This window comes from Pseudomonas nitroreducens NBRC 12694 (assembly GCF_002091755.1).
GTDB lineage: Bacteria > Pseudomonadota > Gammaproteobacteria > Pseudomonadales > Pseudomonadaceae > Pseudomonas > Pseudomonas nitroreducens.
In genome coordinates, this window is record NZ_BDAI01000004.1 from 284764 (window position 1) to 300872 (window position 16109).

The 16109-nt window shown below is 66.7% G+C and carries 17 protein-coding genes and 2 pseudogenes; 10 read left to right on the forward strand and 9 right to left on the reverse strand.

Going from position 1 to position 16109, the window contains the following annotated elements:
- Positions 1–271 precede the first annotated feature (271 nt).
- Together cfaB and PNI01S_RS13620 are read left to right on the forward strand one after the other, a co-directional pair.
- A complete protein-coding gene (gene cfaB / locus PNI01S_RS13615; RefSeq protein ID WP_084358425.1) occupies positions 272–1459 on the forward strand; it encodes a C17 cyclopropane fatty acid synthase CfaB in 1188 nt (395 codons plus the stop codon).
- 130 nt (positions 1460–1589) lie between these two features.
- Positions 1590–2066, forward strand: a complete 477-nt coding sequence (locus PNI01S_RS13620) for a GNAT family N-acetyltransferase (RefSeq protein ID WP_065086379.1) — start codon at positions 1590–1592, stop codon at positions 2064–2066.
- Here the strand turns inward: PNI01S_RS13620 and folE2 are convergent.
- Both folE2 and PNI01S_RS13630 read right to left on the reverse strand, forming a co-directional pair.
- Positions 2063–2950 carry a GTP cyclohydrolase FolE2 gene (folE2, locus tag PNI01S_RS13625; RefSeq protein WP_084358426.1) on the reverse strand — a complete coding sequence of 296 codons (888 nt, stop codon included), beginning with the start codon at positions 2948–2950 and terminating at the stop codon, positions 2063–2065. The two genes, PNI01S_RS13620 and folE2, sit on opposite strands and share 4 nt — an antisense overlap.
- Positions 2951–3019: 69 nt before the next feature.
- A complete protein-coding gene (locus PNI01S_RS13630) occupies positions 3020–3421 on the reverse strand; it encodes a hypothetical protein (RefSeq protein WP_065086381.1) in 402 nt (133 codons plus the stop codon).
- Between the two features lie 128 nt (positions 3422–3549).
- Here PNI01S_RS13630 and dksA point away from each other — a divergent pair, with 128 nt between their 5' ends.
- From dksA to PNI01S_RS13645, 3 genes are read left to right on the forward strand one after another with little or no spacing between them, the layout of a single operon-like run.
- On the forward strand, positions 3550–3954 hold the full coding sequence (dksA, locus tag PNI01S_RS13635) for an RNA polymerase-binding protein DksA (protein ID WP_024766818.1): 405 nt from the start codon (positions 3550–3552) through the stop codon (positions 3952–3954).
- Positions 3955–3975: 21 nt separating this feature from the next.
- Positions 3976–5178 (forward strand): zinc metallochaperone GTPase ZigA, encoded by a 1203-nt coding sequence (zigA, locus tag PNI01S_RS13640; protein WP_084358427.1) that lies wholly within the window; start codon positions 3976–3978, stop codon positions 5176–5178.
- Positions 5178–5810, forward strand: coding sequence for a DUF1826 domain-containing protein (locus tag PNI01S_RS13645; RefSeq protein ID WP_065086383.1), 633 nt, complete (start codon positions 5178–5180; stop codon positions 5808–5810). The genes zigA and PNI01S_RS13645 overlap by 1 nt, the downstream gene beginning before the upstream one ends.
- Before the next feature lie 137 nt (positions 5811–5947).
- Here PNI01S_RS13645 and PNI01S_RS13650 read toward each other — a convergent pair whose 3' ends face one another.
- Positions 5948–6304 carry a hypothetical protein gene (locus PNI01S_RS13650; protein WP_024766821.1) on the reverse strand — a complete coding sequence of 119 codons (357 nt, stop codon included), beginning with the start codon at positions 6302–6304 and terminating at the stop codon, positions 5948–5950.
- Positions 6305–6380: 76 nt separating this feature from the next.
- On the opposite strand from PNI01S_RS13650, the gene PNI01S_RS13655 reads away from it, so the two are divergent.
- Both PNI01S_RS13655 and PNI01S_RS13660 read left to right on the forward strand, forming a co-directional pair.
- Entirely contained in the window at positions 6381–7343 is a 963-nt protein-coding gene (locus PNI01S_RS13655) for a CobW family GTP-binding protein (protein ID WP_084358428.1), read from the forward strand.
- Positions 7344–7428: 85 nt separating this feature from the next.
- Entirely contained in the window at positions 7429–8451 is a 1023-nt protein-coding gene (locus PNI01S_RS13660) for an energy transducer TonB (protein ID WP_084358429.1), read from the forward strand.
- Positions 8452–8596: 145 nt separating this feature from the next.
- Here the strand turns inward: PNI01S_RS13660 and PNI01S_RS13665 are convergent, their stop codons facing one another.
- From PNI01S_RS13665 to PNI01S_RS13675, 4 genes and pseudogenes are all read right to left on the reverse strand, one after another.
- Positions 8597–9100: a nucleoside 2-deoxyribosyltransferase gene (locus PNI01S_RS13665; RefSeq protein ID WP_084358430.1), complete on the reverse strand. Its 504-nt coding sequence runs from the start codon at positions 9098–9100 to the stop codon at positions 8597–8599.
- A 2-nt stretch (positions 9101–9102) separates the two neighbouring features.
- Positions 9103–9537 (reverse strand): annotated as a pseudogene (locus tag PNI01S_RS28900) (calcium:cation antiporter family protein); the annotation flags it as partial.
- Positions 9538–9597: 60 nt separating this feature from the next.
- Positions 9598–10185: pseudogene (locus tag PNI01S_RS28905) on the reverse strand (calcium:cation antiporter family protein); the annotation flags it as partial.
- Between the two features lie 101 nt (positions 10186–10286).
- Positions 10287–10778 (reverse strand): hypothetical protein, encoded by a 492-nt coding sequence (locus PNI01S_RS13675; protein ID WP_084358431.1) that lies wholly within the window; start codon positions 10776–10778, stop codon positions 10287–10289.
- A gap of 196 nt (positions 10779–10974) precedes the next feature.
- Here PNI01S_RS13675 and PNI01S_RS13680 point away from each other — a divergent pair, with 196 nt between their 5' ends.
- Together PNI01S_RS13680 and PNI01S_RS13685 are read left to right on the forward strand one after the other, a co-directional pair.
- A complete protein-coding gene (locus PNI01S_RS13680; protein ID WP_038803473.1) occupies positions 10975–11925 on the forward strand; it encodes an adenosine deaminase in 951 nt (316 codons plus the stop codon).
- 291 nt (positions 11926–12216) lie between these two features.
- Positions 12217–12897: an SDR family NAD(P)-dependent oxidoreductase gene (locus tag PNI01S_RS13685; protein ID WP_024766985.1), complete on the forward strand. Its 681-nt coding sequence runs from the start codon at positions 12217–12219 to the stop codon at positions 12895–12897.
- Between the two features lie 222 nt (positions 12898–13119).
- Here the strand turns inward: PNI01S_RS13685 and PNI01S_RS13690 are convergent, their stop codons facing one another.
- Positions 13120–14034 (reverse strand): LysR substrate-binding domain-containing protein, encoded by a 915-nt coding sequence (locus tag PNI01S_RS13690; protein ID WP_231387724.1) that lies wholly within the window; start codon positions 14032–14034, stop codon positions 13120–13122.
- A gap of 64 nt (positions 14035–14098) precedes the next feature.
- Between PNI01S_RS13690 and PNI01S_RS13695 the strand changes: the two genes are divergently transcribed.
- The gene (locus PNI01S_RS13695) at positions 14099–15034 is read left to right on the forward strand and encodes an AEC family transporter (RefSeq protein ID WP_084358432.1); all 936 of its coding nucleotides are present in this window, start codon (positions 14099–14101) and stop codon (positions 15032–15034) included.
- Positions 15035–15162: 128 nt separating this feature from the next.
- Here the strand turns inward: PNI01S_RS13695 and znuA are convergent, their stop codons facing one another.
- Entirely contained in the window at positions 15163–16104 is a 942-nt protein-coding gene (gene znuA / locus PNI01S_RS13700) for a zinc ABC transporter substrate-binding protein ZnuA (protein WP_084358503.1), read from the reverse strand.
- Between the last annotated feature and the right edge of the window lie 5 nt (positions 16105–16109).

The following is a 16109-nucleotide window of genomic DNA, read 5'->3' on the forward strand; positions in this document are numbered from 1 at the left end:
GCGTCATCGTTGCGGGGCAGTAAAGGCTCTATCTCGGTGCTGGCAAGGATGCTTCCCGAATCCGCTGCTACGCTTGCGTAGCGAACTATTCTTCCATTGCAGCCTGCGGATTTTCCGGGAACGCACACCTTCGCAATGGGCTCCAATGCAAAGGAACCGGCACGTCCCGCGGTGGCCGGCGCCACGATAGTTTTTATGCGGGCCAGGCCATAGGGGAAGACTATGGGTACGCTGGTCTATAGTTTTTCAGCCCTGTGACCAGGAGGTATGCATGAACGCCAACCTGCCCTCTGAGTTGCTGTCCCTGCAGTTGCCGCTGCGTATCCGCATCGGCGAGGCCCAGGCTTTCGACCTTGGGCCTGATCCGCAGGTGACGCTCGTCGTTCGCGATCCGACCCTGCTGGCTGAGATCACCCATCCCAGTCTCGATATCCTCGGTCGCGCCTACGTCGAGAAGCGTATGGACATCGAGGGGCCGATCGGTGAAGTGATCGCCACTGCCGATGCCCTGAGCAGCGCGCTGGGCGACGACGACGACGGCGATGCCCACTACGTTCGCGAAAGCCACGACAAGGCCACCGACGCCGAGGCCATCCATTACCACTACGACCTGTCCAATGCGTTCTACCAGCTCTGGCTCGACCCGGAGATGGTGTACTCGTGCGCCTACTACGAGACCGGCACCGAGGACCTGGCCACGGCCCAGTTGGCCAAGCTGCGCCACCTGTGCCGCAAGCTGCGGCTGAAGCCGGGCGAGAAGTTGCTCGATGTCGGCTGCGGCTGGGGCGGGCTGGCGCGCCTGGCCGCGCGAGAATTTGGCGTGCAGGTGCACGGCATTACCCTCAGCGAGGAGCAGCTCAAGCTCGGTCGCGAGCGGGTCAAGGCCGAGGGCCTGGAACACCAGGTGACGCTGGAGCTGCTGGATTACCGCGACCTGCCGCGTGACGGCCGATACGACAAGGTGGTGAGCGTCGGCATGTTCGAGCACGTCGGCCACGCCAACCTCGGGCTCTACTTCCAGCAACTGTATGATGCGGTGCGCCCGGGTGGACTGGTGATGAACCACGGGATCACCTCCAGCCATACCGATGGCCGTCCGGTGGGGCGCGGCGCCGGGGATTTCATCGACCGCTACGTGTTCCCCCATGGCGAGCTGCCGCACCTGTCACTGGCCGTGGCGCGCATGAGCGAGGCGGGACTGGAAGTGGTCGACGTCGAAGGCCTGCGCCTGCACTACGCGCGCACCCTGGACTTCTGGAGCGCCAACCTCGAAGCGAAGCTGGCCGAGGCGGCGAAACTGGTGCCCGACCAGGCCCTGCGCATCTGGCGCCTGTACCTGGCCGGTTGCGCCTATGGCTTCAAGAAGGGCTGGATCAACCTGCACCAGATTCTCGCCAGCAAGCCGTACGCCGACGGCAGCCAGGAGGTGCCCTGGAGCCGGCGCGACATCTACTCCTGAGTCTTTTCTGCCCCTGCATCGGGCCCGCTTCGGCGGGCTCGATGCGTTTCTGGCGCGGGGCAAAATGCTTGCATCGAGGAGCACGGGGAGCTAAACCCCCTGTCCCCACTGGCTCTTTGGTAGATGAATCATGGTGAACTTCTTCCCGGACCTGTCCCTCGTCGAATTGTCGCCCGCACAGGCGCCCTGGTCCTTGCTGCTCAAGGCCGACCCCAGTCGCGATCAGATCGAGAGCTATCTGTACGACTCCCGCCTGCTGGCGCTGAACGAGGCGGACTCCGTGCGCGGCGTCCTCACGCTGACGCCGCGCGAACCCGGCGTCGCCGAGATCACCAGCCTCGCGGTGGAAGATGAATGGCAGGAGCGTGGCCTGGGCCGTCGCCTGCTGCTGGCCGCCATCGAGCAGGCGCGCGACGCCGGGCTGCAGCGCCTGACCATTGCCACCGGCAACTCCAGCCTGGCGCAGCTCGGCCTGTACCAGCGGGTCGGCTTCCGCATCGTCGGTATCGATCCGGATTACTTCGTGCGGCATTACCCCGAGCCGATCTTCGAAAGCGGCATCCAGTGCCGCGACCAGATCCGCCTGGCGCTGGACCTCGCCGCCTAGTCGCGTTCCCAGCGACTCACCGCCACCGCATCGTGGGCGTGCAAGCTTTCCGCATGCACCACACGCACCTCGAAGCCCGACACCTCTTCTCGCGGCACCAGCGCCCGGTGCAGCCGGCGTGCGGCGTCCTCGCAGAACATCAGGTTCTGCCCGTTGGCCAGGGCGAAGGCCTGCTCGTCGGCACGCTTCACCGCCGTCTGCACGGCGGTGCCAAGGGCGTCTTCGGCGTGATCGATCAGCTCGCTGAAAGCGAATGCCGTCGCGGCTGGGGCGAGTCGCAGGTGCAGCCGGGCCTCGCTGCGCTGGCTGTGCGGCGTGGCGACTATGCCCTGCGGGCTGCCGAGCCAGGCACGTACCTCGCTGGCTTTCAGCGGGCGGCCGGCGAAGTCGGCGTCGAAACGCTCCTGGATCAGTTGGCGCGCCAGCGCCGCCGAGCAGGGGCAGGTCGAGGAGTAAGGCAGGGTCAAGCGCAGCTCCAGTTGCATCGCGTCGTCTTCCAGTTGCGCGTGGATCTCGCAGGGGTAGCGCTTCCAACCGCTCAACGGGCTGACCAGCGCCGGGCGCCGCAGCATCAGGTCGAAACGCAGTGCCAGGCTGGAGCGTCGGGACAGCTGCGCGTGGCTGCGCAGGAACTGTCTGAGCAGGTCACTTAGCAGCATCGGCGAAAGCTCGGTTTCTGCCAGTGCTTCCAGCGCCAGGTACAGCCGCGACATGTGGATGCCGCGCGCATCGGCTTCGTCGAGGCTGACACCGGCGTCGGCGTATGCGGCGACTCGCTCGCCGGCGATACGCAGCGGCACGGCGATGCCCTGCATGCCGACCCAGTCGAGCGGGATGGGCAGGCGGGTGGATTGGCAGGCGATGTCGGGAAGCGGGGTGGTCATGGGCGGATCACGGCTGGCTATTGTTATAATATAACGTATTTGCTTCCCGGCGATCCCGCAATGGGTTCTTCAGCGCTCCTGCTGCTTGCAGCCGCTCACGCGCCCGCAGGTCAGCCGGGCGCTGTCGCCTGACGAGCTGCTGAAGCGGCTGACGTTGGTCCAGCCGATGCCGCGGCTGGTACCGACCCATACCTGGCCGTCGCTGGCCACTCCGCTGAAGAAGGTCAGGCTGCCGTAGCGCGTGCCGGTCTGCGCCCAGCGCCGGCCGCTGCTCGCCTCGAAGCCGCGCAGGTAGGTGTCGTGGCCCTGGGTGGCGACGCTGTAGAGATTCCCCGAACCGTCCATGCAGGCCAGCACCGAAGCCGACCAGGCGCAGCGCGCCGGTTCCTCGCCGGGAAAAGGCAGTGGCGCGGAACCGCTGGCGTGGGCGAAGGGAGCGAACAGGCAGAGCAGCAGGGCGCGGCGCAGCATCGAAGGTCTCGGCGGGCGGGTGGAGCGGAACATCGGTATCGCACGTCGTCGGGCGGCTGTCGATTCCCGATTGCGGGCAATGCATCGTTATAATATAACATAAAGATCACGCCCTTCCGGAGACGGTCATGACCGAACAGGAACTGCTTGCCCAGCCCGGCGAGGCCTACATGAGCGAGGCGCAACAGGGCTATTTCCGCGCGCTGCTGCTGGACCAGCGTGACGAGTTGCAGGGGCGCATCGACGAGGAATTCCAGGCGTTGCAGGACACCGAGCGGGCCAGCGATGAGGCCGATGTCGCCAGCCGCGAGGAGGCGCGCCAGTGGCAACTGCGCCTGCTGGAGCGCGAGAAGAAGCTGCTCGACAAGATCGACCAGGCGCTGGAGCGCCTGGCCCGGGGCGACTACGGCTGGTGCGAGGAAACCGGCGAACCGATCGGCCTGCGCCGCCTGCTGCTGCGCCCCACCGCCTCGTTGTGCATCGAGGCCAAGGAGCGCCAGGAACGGCGCGAACTGCACGTCCGCGAAGCCTGATTTCCCTGGAGTCCCACCGTGATGAATGCGCCACTTCCCGTAACTGTGCTGTCCGGCTTCCTTGGCGCCGGCAAGAGCACGCTGCTCAACCACGTCCTGAAGAACCGCGAGAATCTCAAGGTCGCGGTCATCGTCAACGACATGAGCGAAATCAACATCGACGGCCGCGAGGTGCAGCGCGACGTCAGCCTCAACCGCGGCCAGGAGCGCCTGGTGGAGATGAGCAACGGCTGCATCTGCTGCACCTTGCGCGAAGACCTGCTGGAAGAGGTCAGCCGCCTCGCCGGCGAAGGCCGCTTCGACTATCTGCTGATCGAGTCCACCGGCATCTCCGAGCCGCTGCCAGTGGCCGAGACCTTCACCTTCCGCGACGAGCAGGGCCGCAGCCTGTCGGACCTGGCTCGGCTGGACACGCTGGTCACGGTGGTCGACGGGCTGAACTTCCTCGCCGACTACCAGGGCGCCGACAGCCTCGCCGAACGGGGTGAAACCCTGGGCGAGGACGACGAGCGCTCGCTCAGCGACCTGCTGGTGGAGCAGGTGGAGTTCGCCGACGTGATCCTGGTGAGCAAGATCGACCTGATCGGCAGCGCCGAGCGCGACGAGCTGCTGGCGATCCTGCGCAGGCTCAATCCCGACGCCGATATCCAGCCCATGGTCATGGGCCAGGTGCCGCTGGCGCGTATCCTCGACACCGGCCGCTTCGACTTCCAGCGCGCCGAGCGAGCGCCGGGCTGGCTCAAGGAGCTGCGCGGCGAGCACCTGCCGGAGACGGAAGCCTACGGCATTTCCTCCAGCGTCTATCGGGCGCGCAGGCCCTTCCACCCGCAGCGCTTTCATGACTTTCTCGCCCGGCCCTGGAGCAACGGCCGGTTGTTGCGCTCCAAGGGCTTCTTCTGGCTCGCCAGCCGCTACCGCGAGGCGGGCAGTTGGTCCCAGGCCGGTGGCCTGATGCGCCACGGCCTGGCCGGACGCTGGTGGCGCTTTATCCCGCGCGAACACTGGCCACAGGACACCACCGAGCTGCAGAGCGTGCTGCGCCACTGGCGCGAGGACAGCGGCGATTGCCGCCAGGAGCTGGTATTCATCGGGCAGAACCTGGACTTCCAGCGGCTGTTCGGCGAACTGGACCATTGCCTGCTGGATGACGAGGAAATGGCCGCCGGCACCACCGCCTGGAAACGCCTGCCCGATCCCTTCGAACCCTGGGAGGCCGGCGCCTGATGCTCGCCCTCGAAACCCCGGCCTGGCCGCGGCAGGTGCTTGGCGGCGATCCGCAGGTGCTCGCCGAGGTGCTCAAGGAAGACGTCAATCTGGCCGTCTGGCAACGTACGCTGTACCCGGAGATCAGCACCTTTGCCGGTTGGTTGAGCGCCCAGCCGCTGGACCTGACGCAGAGCCTGGATGTGCTCGAGGAGCGCGTCGAACTGGGCGACCTGCTGCGCCAGTACGCCATGCTTGAGGGTTGCACGCTGTTTCGCAGCGACCTGCAATGGCTGGCCGAAGCCTTCGCCTGCCTGACCGGCGCGCAGCGTATCGGCCTGCGCCTGCGCAGCCTGGACAAGGCCATGTGTCCGCGCTTCCACGTCGATCACGTACCGCTGCGTCTGGTCACCACCTATGCGGGGCCCGCCAGCCAGTGGCTGGAGGAGTGGGCCATGGCCCGCGCGCGGCTGGGCGACGCGGCGGCCGAACCGGCCAGCCGGGCGGAGATCCGCCAGATGGCGGCGGGTGACGTAGGCCTGTTCAAGGGTGAGAAATGGGCCGGCAATCTTGGCTCCGGCATCATCCACCGCTCGCCGTTGCCGGCACCCGGCGAGCGCCGCCTGCTGCTCACGCTCGACTGGCTGGGTTGAGGTGTCGCCCGGGCAAAAAAATAGGCCGCCCGGGGAGAGCGGCCCAATTCACCAAGATCATGTCCGGCGTGGGGCGCCGGGAGGGTGTGAGGTACCCGGGGACAGTAGGCCCGAAGCGTGTGACAGGGCGATGACCGTTACTGGGGTTTGCGCCAGTGGCCGTTGCTCTGCTGCTCGCAGAACGGCTGGAGAATGCGCGCATCGCTGGCCACGCCGTAGTAGTGGATGTCCTGACGATAGGGCACGCCCTGGGTCTGGGCGTTCTCGCAGACGCCGAAGGCGCCGCTGGGGCAGTTTTCGGCGTAGGTCACCTCGACCTTCTGGTCCTTCAGCTGCGGTTGGCAGAAACCCTCGCGGAAGAGTTTTTCCGGGATGGTGCGGTTCTGCTGGCAGACCTTCACGTCGACCTGCTTGCCCTGGGTATGCACCACGCAGGCCTCGCCGTGGGCGAACAGGGGCAGGCAGGCGAGAGCAAAAGGCAGCAACAGGCGCATGATCGATCCGGGGTGGCGAGGGGAAGCCGCGACTCTAGCGCTTTTCCCGGCGAGCGTCAGGCGGCACCATGGGCGAATGTTGAAGCAGATCCCGACTCATCTCATCGCCGGCCCCCTCGGGGCCGGCAAGACCAGCCTGCTGCAGTCCTTGCTGGCGCAACGTCCCGCAGGCGAAAGCTGGGCGGTGCTGGTCAACGAATTCGGCCAGGTGGGGCTCGACGCCGCGCTGCTGTCCCGCGACGAGGACGGCATCGCCCTGGGCGAGGTCGCCGGTGGCTGCCTGTGCTGCGTGAATGGCGCGCCGTTTCAGGTCGGCCTCGGCCGGCTGCTGCGCAAGGCGCGGCCGCAGCGACTGTTCATCGAGCCGTCCGGCCTCGGCCATCCCGCGCAACTGCTGGCGCAACTGCGTGCGGCGCCCTGGCAGGGCGTGCTGGCGGTGCAACCGATGGTGATGGTGCTCGATGCTGCCGCACTGGCGGTCGGCCAGCCCCTGCCCGAAGCGCAGCAGCAGGCGCTGGGCGAGGCGGCGCTGCTGGTGATGAACAAGTCCGAAGCCTTGGATGGCGCGGCGCGTGCGGCTCTGGCCGCGCAGCTGCCGGACGTGCCGTTGTGCTGGACGATCCAGGGGCGTCTGTCGCTGGGCGAGCTGCCAATGACGCCAACTGAACCGGCGGGCGCTGATTTGCCGCAGGGTGCTCCGCCCGGCGAACCGGCGATGCTGTTACGCCGCGAGTTACCGCTGCGTCAGGTGCGCGTGGAGGACGGCCGACAGTCGGTCGGCTGGCGCTTCCACCGAGACTGGCGCTTCCGCACGGACGAACTGGATGCCTGGCTGGGCGGGATTCCCGGCCTGCTGCGGGCCAAGGCCGTGTTGCATGGCGAGGCCGCCTGGCTGGCCTGCAACCGCACCGTCGGTCCGGCGCCCTGGACACCCAGCGCGTGGCGCAAGGACAGTCGGATAGAGCTGATCCTGGCCGCCGAAGTCGATCCGCAGGCCCTGCAGGACGGCCTTTTACGCTGCGCCATCGCACCGATCTGACGGATAAGGTTGCCCTCGCGCAACTAGTGAATGATAATAATTATCAGCAGATACTGCTTCGTGAACTCTTCCCGCAGGCTTTCTCATGTCGTTACCCCAACCGCGCAAGGCGGCGGACGCCAGTCCAGCCGCAGACGCTGAGGAACAGCTGTTCACTTCCGCCACGGCGGATGACGGCGCCCATTTGCCCAGCGTGAATGCCCAGCGCGTCAATGAGGCCACCCTGCGACTCGTCAGTTGTGCCGGCCCCCGCCGCGACGAGGACGTGGTTACCGAAGAGGTCCTGATTCCCTACGCGGCGCCGGTCGAAGGCGTGGAAGACGGCGAGCAGCCCCCGCCCCCCGGCGGCTGGTGGAAGTCCTCGGGCCTGGCGATCGCCATGCACCTGGCCATCGTCGCCGCGCTGGTCTGGGTGATGCCGACTCCGGCGGAACTGAATCTGGGCGCCGGCGAGATGCCCAAGGCGATGCAGGTGAGTGTCGTCACCCTGCCGCCCAAGCCGGAAGTGCAGCAGCCGCCTGCTGCCGCGCCGACTCCGCCGCCGCCGGAACCCGAGCCGCCCAAGCCCATCGAGCCGCCCAAGCCGGTGGAAAAGCCCAAGCCCAAACCCAAGCCGGTCGAGAAGGCCGTGCCCAAGGTGTCGCCCAAGCCCAAGCCGAAACCCAAGCCCGAGCCTGACCCGGAACCGGCCGAGGAAACCGCCGCGCCGCCGACTCCGGCCGCCCCGCCGCCGCCCGCCGCGCCCACCGTTGGCCAGTTCACCCAGGGTGCCCAGGCCGCGCCGACCGGTTCGCAGGGCCCCGCCGGCCTGCCCACCGGCAGCCTGAACGACAGCGACATCAAGCCACTGCGCATGGACCCGCCGGTCTATCCGCGCATGGCGCTGAACCGTGGCATCGAAGGCCGGGTGAAGGTGCTGTTCACCATCACCAGCGATGGCCGCATCGCCGATATCCAGGTGCTGGAGTCCTCGCCGCCGCGCATGTTCGACAATGCCGTGCGCGACGCCATGGACAAGTGGCGCTTCGAGCCCCGCGTCAGTGGAGGCCGCATCGTCGCCCGCCAGGCGACCAAGGTGTTCTTCTTCAAGCTCGAAAAACGTCGCTGACTATCATTGCGAGCCCAACAAAAACGCGCCCCTGGGCGCGTTTTTTGTTGCCGGCAATTCGCTGTGCCATGACGAGGCACAAGAGCGGCCCCCGCCCGCAAGGGCATCCAACGCGATGCGGACCTATCGCAAACCGAGTCCACTGCTACGAAAGCAACTCTTCCCGCAGCAACTCCAACGCTTCCCGCGCCCCTCCCACGGCGATCTTCGCCGGCACGCCGAGCATCAGGTTCAGCGGCAGGCCGAACCCCTCGATCTGATTGCCGTCGCGATCGCGACCCGGCTGGTCACCCTTCCATTCGCAAGGCAGGCGCTCGGTGCAACTGCCGCCTTCATCGATGTAGCCGAACAACGGCTTGCCCAGCGCAGCGGCGTAGCCCAGTTCGAAGGCGGTGCCGCTGTCCGGTTCGGCGCCGCGGAATGGGTTGAGATTGGCCAGCACCGCGTCGGCCTGGTGGATCAGCTCGAGGTTGGCCTGGTAGATCCAGCGGGCCTGCTCAACCGGCTCGACGATGCCCTCGGGCACCGAATGATCCAGCGGATAGAGTCCCTGCACGCCGAACTCGGTGCACAGTGCCTTGAGCCGCTCGCCCTGCTCGACGGCGTCGGGGCGGAACACGTCGGGGCCGGCGAGGTACAGCTTGAGCATGCTCAGAGTCCCATGAACGACAGCATCAGGAAGGTGGCGAACAGCACGAAGTGGGTCATGCCCTCGATGGCGTTGGTCTTGCCGTCATGCAGGTTGTAGCCGGCAACCATCAGGGTGATGAACATCATGCCGGTCTGCAACGGGGTCATGGCCATCTGGATCGGCTGGCCCTTGAACAACGCCAGGGCCTCGATCACCGGCACGGTGAGGATCACGGTCGACAGCGACGCGCCCAGGGCGATATTGACCACCGGCTGCATGCGGTTGGCCATGGCGGCGCGCAGTGCGGTGAGAATTTCCGGGCTGGCGGAGATCGCCGCCACCAGCAGCGCCGGCACGATGGGCGGCACGCCGCTGCCTTCCAGGCCGACGTCCAGGGCCTTGGACATCACCTCCGCCAACGCGCCGATCAGTACTACACCGACCACCAGCAGCGCCATGGACTGCTTGCTGTTGCCGGCCGCCTCGTGGCCTTCGCCCTGCTCGCCATGGGTGGCGTAGTTGTAGCTGAAGAAGTAGCTGTGCTGGCCGGTCTGCATGCGCAGGAACAGCGCGTAGAGCATGACCATGCAGCCGATGGTGAAGAAGGAGTAGAGCTTCCACTGCTCGGCCGGTATCAGCTCCGGCACCACCATGGAGATGCCCACGGCGGTGAGGATCATGGTCACGTAGGTCTTGCCCGAGTCGTCGTTGTACGACTGCTCACCGTGCTTCAACCCGCCGAGCAGCGCGGCCAGGCCGAGGATGCCGTTCATGTCGAGCATCACTGCGGCGTAGATGGTGTCGCGAGCCAGGGTCGGGGAATGGTTGTGGCCCATCATGATCGCCAGGATCACCACCTCCACCAGCACCGCCGCCAGTGTCAGGATCATGGTGCCGTAGGGCTCGCCGACCTTTTCCGCGAGGATTTCGGCGTGGTGCGCCACGCGCAGCGAGACGCTGATGATTACCGCCAGCAGCGCGGCCGCGGTGAGCCCCGCGAGCATCTTGCCGCCACCCAGCAGGCTGTGCTCCAGCGGGTAGACCGCAATCGCCACCAGCAGGGCGAGGAGGAGGAATTTTTCTTCTTTGAGCGCGCGCAGCATCGAGGGGGATGTCCATTCCGTAAGAAAGCGAGAGCGCCATCTTAGGCAATGGACCGGAGGCGCACCAGCGACCTGCCGATCGCCGTCGCCGACTCGTTAGCTCAGTGGGGCAGGTCGGCGCGCTCGACGAATTGCTTCTGCGCCGCCAGGACCTGGTCGGGCAATACGCGCAACGCCTGGTACGCGTCGTCGAGTTCCTGCGCGAGCGCCTCTTTCCTTGCCTTGTCGCTGGATTCCGCATAGCGCCTGAGTTGCTGGTAGTAACCGATCTGCCGTTCGTAGTAGCGCGACAGGCTGCTGGCGTAGCGGCCGGCATCCTCACCGTGCGGCAGTTGCTGCACCTGGTTGAGATCATGTTCGAGTTCGACGATGTGGCCAGCCGGGCTTTCCACCGCTCGCGTCGCGGCGACGGCACCGCCGGAGTCGAAATCGCCTTTGCTCAGTCTTCTCATGTCCCGATCGATGCGCTGCACGTTATGCAGGAAAGCGGGGGTCACCACCTCGTTGTACCTAAAGTCGGAGGAAGACGAGGCGTCGCAGGCGGCCAGGGCTAAGGGCAGCAGAGCCAGTACGGCCAGCAGGGTCTTGTTCATGGAACGGGCTGCTGTGGGGGAGGTGCTGCGATTCTAGAAAGGGGACCGGTCGGAAGATTTCGCGGATATCTGTCTTTTGCGTCAGAATTATCTCTGTCCACGCATGCCGGGGCCTGTTGCCCCGCTGCCAATTGCTTGCCGGATCAGCCTGTGTGCCAATGTTGGCGCCTGATCCACCCATAACGAGACCTCCCCCATGTACGACTGGCTCAATGCCCTGCCCAAGGCCGAACTGCACCTGCACCTGGAGGGTTCGCTGGAGCCCGAGCTGCTGTTCGCCCTGGCCGAGCGCAACAAGGTCGCCCTGCCCTGGGGCGACGTCGAGAGCCTGCGCAAGGCCTATGCGTTCAACAACCTGCAGGAGTTCCTCGATCTCTACTACGCCGGCGCCGATGTGCTGCGCACCGAACAGGACTTCTACGACCTGACCTGGGCGTATCTGGAGAAGTGCAAGGCGCAGAACGTCATCCACGTCGAGCCGTTCTTCGACCCGCAGACCCATACCGACCGTGGCGTGCCCTTCGAGGTGGTGCTGCGCGGCATCCAGGGCGCGCTCAAGGAGGGTGAGAAAAAACTTGGCATCCGCCATGGCCTGATCCTCAGCTTCCTGCGTCACCTGTCCGAGGAAGAGGCGTTCAAGACCCTCGACCAGGCCATGCCGTTCCGCGACGCCTTTATCGCTGTCGGCCTGGACAGCTCCGAAGTCGGCCACCCACCGAGCAAGTTCCAGCGTGTGTTCGACCGCGCCCGCAGCGAAGGCTTCCTCACCGTTGCCCACGCCGGCGAAGAAGGGCCGCCGGAGTACATCTGGGAAGCCCTGGACCTGCTCAAGATCGAGCGCATCGACCACGGCGTGCGCGCCATCGAGGACGAACGGCTGATGCAGCGCATCATCGACGAACAGATCCCGCTGACCGTCTGCCCGCTGTCCAACACCAAGCTGTGCGTGTTCGACCACATGCGCGAGCACAACATCCTCGACATGCTCGAACGTGGCGTGAAGGTGACGGTGAACTCGGACGACCCGGCCTACTTCGGCGGCTACGTCACCGAGAACTTCCAGGCCCTGCATGAGCATCTGGGGATGACCCAGGAGCAGGCGCAGCGGTTGGCGCAGAACAGCCTGGATGCGCGGTTGGTGAAGTAGGCGTTTGAGGGTTGGCCCCGCTGCGGGGCCAACCCTCACCCCAGCCCTCTCCCGGAGGGAGAGGGCGTCGATTGTGCCGGCTGACACCGTGCTGCCACCTCGCTGCCGACAGTACCCTTTACCTCTGAGCGGGGCGCGCAGCCAGGGTCAGGGTGAGGGCTGTGCTTAGCACCGAACCTGCCCGGAAATTCCCCGTCCCGATCCGTCCCCTCATCTGGCGCCCGCGACCTTTCACGTCGCGCCTGCTAACCCTATAAGTGCGCCTCCCACTTCTTCGCGAGGAAGCACCACATGAACAGGATCGTCGCCATCACCGGCGGCTTCGGCCATCTGGGCAGCGTGGTCGGCCAGGCGTTTGCCGATGCCGGCTGGCAGGTCGCCCTGCTCGACCGTGCCGTCGGCCCGCGTTATCCACAGGCCGGGGCGCTGTCCATCGGCGGTATCGACCTCACCGGTCCTGCCGCCGCCCGCGCGGCGCTGGAGCAGGTCAACGAGCACTTCGGCGGCCTCGATGCGCTGATCAACGTGGCCGGCGGCTTCCACTGGGAAACCCTGGCCGACGGCGACGTCGACACCTGGGACCTGATGTACCGCATCAACCTGCGCACCGCAGTGGTCTCCAGCCAGGCCGCCCTGGGCCACCTGAAGACGCGCGGGCGCGGGCGCATCCTCAATATCGCCGCAGCAGCGGCCAACCGCGCGGCGTTGGGCATGGGCGCCTATGCGGCGTCCAAGGCCGGTGTCATGCGCCTGACCGAAGCGCTGGCGGAAGAGCTGAAGGACGCACGGATCACCGTCAACGCGCTGATGCCGAGCATCATCGACACCCCGCAGAACCGGGCCGACATGCCCGATGCCGAGTTCGACCGCTGGGTGCGGCCGGAGCAACTGGCGGCGACCCTGCTGTTCCTCGCCTCCGATGATGCGGCGGCGATCACCGGCGCATGCATTCCGGTGACCGGGCGGGTGTGAGCGGACACCCCTGTGTCATTTTCTGGAATATTTGTGCCTGCGTTTCCCCCTCACCCCAGCCCTCTCCCCAAGGAGAGGGTGCTGTCCGTGCCGGCTGACGCCAAGCTTTCGTCCTTCACCGAGTGGTCCCCTCTCCCTTTGGGAGAGGGTTAGGGTGAGGGATGGCCTGAGCGCAGGATCGCCATGCCTGCAATCGCGCGTGTGGCGCGCTCCTGAAGTTGTCTAGACCGCACCCGCGCTGCGCAGAAACGCCGCCAGGCACGGGTTGTCGTTGTGCGGGCTCCAGGCCGCGCCGTACTCCACCTGCGGCGAGTCCGCGATGGAACGGAAGGCCACGCCGGGCAGTTGCATGCGCCGCATCGAGTCGGGCACCAGCGAGACGCCCAGCCCCTCGGCGACGAGGTTGACGATGGTCTGCTGCAGGTGCGTTTCCATGCGTACGGACGGGGCGAACCCATGCTGGCGACAGCAATCCATCACCGACTCGTGCAGCGCCGGCGCCGTGGCGGGCGGGAAAGTGATGAAGGGCTCGCCGGCCAGCTTCGCCAGGTCCAGCTCGGCGGTCTGCGCCTGCGGATGAACCGTCGGTAGCACCGCGCACAGCGGCTCGCGTTGCAGGGTGCGGTAAAGGCGCTGGCCCGGCTCGCGCTCGGGGAAGGTCAGGGCGACGTCCACTTCGCCGTTGTCCAGCGCCGGGCCGAGGTCGCGGGGCAGAACCTCGTTGAGCACCAGTTTCACTTCCGGGTGGCCATCGGCGAAGGCCTTCAGCAGGCGCGGCAGCAGCGTCCAGGCGGCGAGCATGGTGAAGCCGATCCGCAATTCGCCACGTTCCCCGCGCGCGGTGGCACGGGCAGCGCGCACCGCGAGATCCAGGCCCGAGAGCAAGGCGCGGGCGTGCTGCTGGAAATCGCGGCCGGCGGCGGTCAGTTCCACCGAGCGGGAATGCCGGGCGAACAGCGGAGTGCCCAGCTCCTCCTCCAGCGCGGCAATCTGCCGGCTCAGCGGCGGCTGGGTGATGTGCAGCGCCTCGGCGGCACGGCCGAAGTGCAGGTGCTCGGCGAGGGCGAGGAAATAGCGCAGCTGGCGGAAGTCGATCATCGATACGGAAAGGGTATGGATGGGCGCCCTAGTAAGCATTGGACGGTATCGATTGGCAACCCTATGCTCGCCTGCCGCTCCCGCTTCTCCAGGTTTCCCTGCCATGCACACCGTCTTCGCCGTCGTCCTGCCGATCTTCGCGCTGATCCTGGTGGGCTGGCTGTGCCGACGCAGCAACCGCCTCGGCCCGCAGGCCGCGTCGGAGGTGAATAAGCTGGTGGTCTGGCTGTGCCTGCCGGCACTGCTGTTCAAGGTCACCGCCACCGCGACCTGGGCGGAAATCTGGCAACCGGGCTTCCTTGCCGCCTTTACCGGCGGCTGCCTGCTGGTTTTCTTCGCCACGCTGGCCTGGCGCCTGCTGCAGGGCCGGCCGTTGCCGGCGGCGAGCATCGACGGGCTCAGCGCGTCCTACGCCAACACCGGCTACATGGGCATCCCGTTGTGCCTGCTGGTGTTCGGCCAGGATGGCCTGGAGCCGGCGCTGATCGCCTCGTTGCTGGTCGTCTGCGTGCTGTTCGCCATCTCGGTGGTGTGCATCGAGGTCGGCCTGCAAGAGGAGAAACACATTGGCCGCGCCGTTTGGGTAGTGACCAAGGCGCTGGGCAAGAACCCGCTGGTGGTATCGCCGATCATCGGTGGGCTGTGGGCGCTGACCGACATCGGCCTACCGGCGCCGCTGCTGCATTTCCTCGACATGCTCGCCGCCGCGACGACGCCCTGTGCTCTGGTATCGCTCGGCTTGTTCCTGGCGCAGAAGCAGGAAGTGCGAGGCGAGCAGGTCGGCGCCTGGCCGCTGGTGGCGATCAAGCTGATCGGCCAGCCGCTGCTCACCGGCTTCCTTGCCCACAAGGTCTTCGACCTGCCGCCGCTGTGGGCCGATTCGGCGCTGCTGCTCAGCGCACTGCCCACTGGCACCGGGCCGTTCATGCTCGCCGAGTACTACCAGCGCGAAGCGGCGGTGGTGTCGCGGAGCATTCTGCTGTCCACCTTGGGTTCGCTGGTGACGCTCTCGCTATGTCTTCTCTGGATTGCCCGATAGCTGGCCCCGGCTAGCGGACGCGGCCACCATGCTGTCAGGCGCGAGGCGAACCTGTCGCGGACGGAGTCCGCTCCTGCGCTCGGGTCAGGCCTGGAGTAGCCCCGAGTAAGAGCCCCGGCAAGCCAGACTCAGAGCTTCTCCAGGCACCCCGCGAACTCATCCGCCAGATTGCCCAGCAGATGTTCGTAACCCTGCGCATCCACCTTCACCCCCATGCCCAGGTCATCCAGCTCGGCCAGCCGCACCGGCAGGCCCTGGCTCAGGGTGTCGGCCAGGCGCGGGCGGATCGGCGGTTCGCTGAAGATGCAGGCCGGGCCGGCCTTCTGCAGCTGCGCGCGCATGGCCGCGACATGGCGGGCGCCCGGTTGAACGTCGGCAGACACCGCAAAGACACCGGCGTGCCGCAGGCCGTAGGCCTCCTCGAAGTAATCGAAGGCCTCGTGGAAGACGAAGAACGGCTTGCCCTTGAGTGGATCCATGCGCTGCTTCAAGCGCGTATTCAGTGTCTCCATGCGTTCGTCGAAGGCTTTCAGGTTGGCCTGGTAGCGGCTGGCATTGGTCGGGTCGGCGATGGCCAGGTCTTCGGCCATGCGCGCGGCGATCACCTGGGCGTTGGCCGGCAGCAGCCAGAGGTGGGCGTCGATCATGCCGGGACGGTGGTCGTGATCATGGCCAAGGTCGTCATGATCGTGGTCGTCGTGGTCCGGGTGGTTCGACTCACTGAAATCGGCAAACTTGCGCAGATGCATGCCGGCCTGGTCCTGCACAGCCACGCTCGGGCCCTTGCGGCTGTCCAGCACCTTGGGCAGGAAGTTCTCCAGGTCCGGGCCGACCCAGTAGAACAGCTGCGCATCGCGCACGCGGCGGATGTCCGAGGGGCGCAACGAGTAGCTGTGCGGCGAGGCGCCCGGCGGCAGCAGCACGTCCGGCGTCCCTTCACCGTCCTGGATGGCAGCGGCGATCAGTTGCAGCGGCTTGATGCTGGTCAGCACGCTGACCTCGGCACGCACGGGGAGGCTGAGCAGCAGCGCGCAGCAGGCGGTCAGCAGGGCGACGGGACGGAAGGACACGGCGG